A 1371-nucleotide genomic window follows, 5' to 3' on the forward strand; every position below is an offset into this window, starting at 1 on the left:
AAACGGCTAACCGTTTAACACTCGGGCAAAGCGGGAGTACTTTGTACGTTTCCCCCAAAGACTCTGCCTCTTTKCACACTCCAYCTACACCGGCTACATTTCAAAATCGCAATCCCTGACGCTTAATACGCTTACGTCCAATCGTTTATTTCTGGAAAAGCCTATGGGCACACGACTTTAAGTTAATTCTGGGGGCCGAATACAACCGCATTCGAACGGAGAGTATTAGCTCAACGGGTTTGGGGCTACAATCCGACTTACTAACCGTGCTGGGTGCTAAAACGGTTTCTGCTTTTGAAAGTATTGTCGAAACCCGGTATGCTTCCTTATTTTCTGAACTGAGTTATAGTCTGCATAACCGATACTTTTTAACAGGTTCGTTCCGCCGGGATGGTTCTTCCCGGTTTGGCATCAACGCTCGCTACGGAAATTTCTATGCTTTTAGTGGAGCATGGCAGGTTTCAGACGAAGCCTTTCTTAAAGGAAGCAACGTTCTTACGAATCTAAAACTTCGCTTAAGTCACGGCATTACCGGCAACTCCAATCCCGTGGCTGACTATGCCGCCTACGGGCTTTACAGTTTTGTCAGTACTCCAGCCTCGCAATACCTGGGCCAGTTGGGAGCGATCCCTTCACAGATTCCTAATGCAGATTTACAATGGGAGCGTCAGCAGACGACCAACCTGGGCGTTGATCTAAGCTTATGGAAGCGGCTTAACGTAACCCTGGAACTCTACGATAAGCGAAATTTCAATTTGTTGCAATCAGTACCCCTTCCGACGACCAGCGGATTTTCAAGCATCGCCCGAAACATAGGAAGCATTAGCAATAAGGGTATCGAGTTATCCCTTAACAGCAGGAACACGACTGGCAAATTGCGTTGGGAAACGGACTTTAATATCGCCTTCAACCGAAATCAGATACTGGCGTTAACCAATAACAACGCCGACATCTACCGCAATAGTTACGTAGGAACCATCCTTCGGGTTGGAGAAGCGGTAGGTTCGTACTATATGCCCAAGTACGCAGGAGTGGATCCGCAGACGGGTAACCCGCTTTGGGAGATCCTTCAAAAGGACGGAAATGGTAGCGTAACTGGGGTAACGGCTACGTCTACCATCGGACTGGCCACGCTTCAGGTGCTCGGTAGTCCCCAACCCAAATGGACGGGAGGCCTGACCAATACCCTTACCTATGGAAATTTAGTCTAAGCGTTCTCATCAACTTCAGTGCGGGATATAAAATCCTGAACCGAACCCGAAATAACCTGGAATTTGACGGATCTTCGGCTACGCAAAATAATATTGCCTTACCTAAGGGCCAAGTTCGCTGCAAAAACCCGGCGATATTGCCGATGCTCCCATTGCCATC

The 1371-nt window shown here is 48.2% G+C and carries 1 protein-coding gene; it reads left to right on the top strand.

The genetic code is table 11. The features are described from left to right. The first annotated feature begins 239 nt into the window (after positions 1-239). A complete protein-coding gene (locus tag BWI97_RS26835) occupies positions 240-1211 on the top strand; it encodes a TonB-dependent receptor (RefSeq protein ID WP_146011095.1) in 972 nt (323 codons plus the stop codon). The last annotated feature ends 160 nt before the right edge of the window (positions 1212-1371 follow it).

The organism is Siphonobacter sp. BAB-5405, from assembly GCF_002872335.1.
Lineage (GTDB): Bacteria > Bacteroidota > Bacteroidia > Cytophagales > Spirosomataceae > Siphonobacter.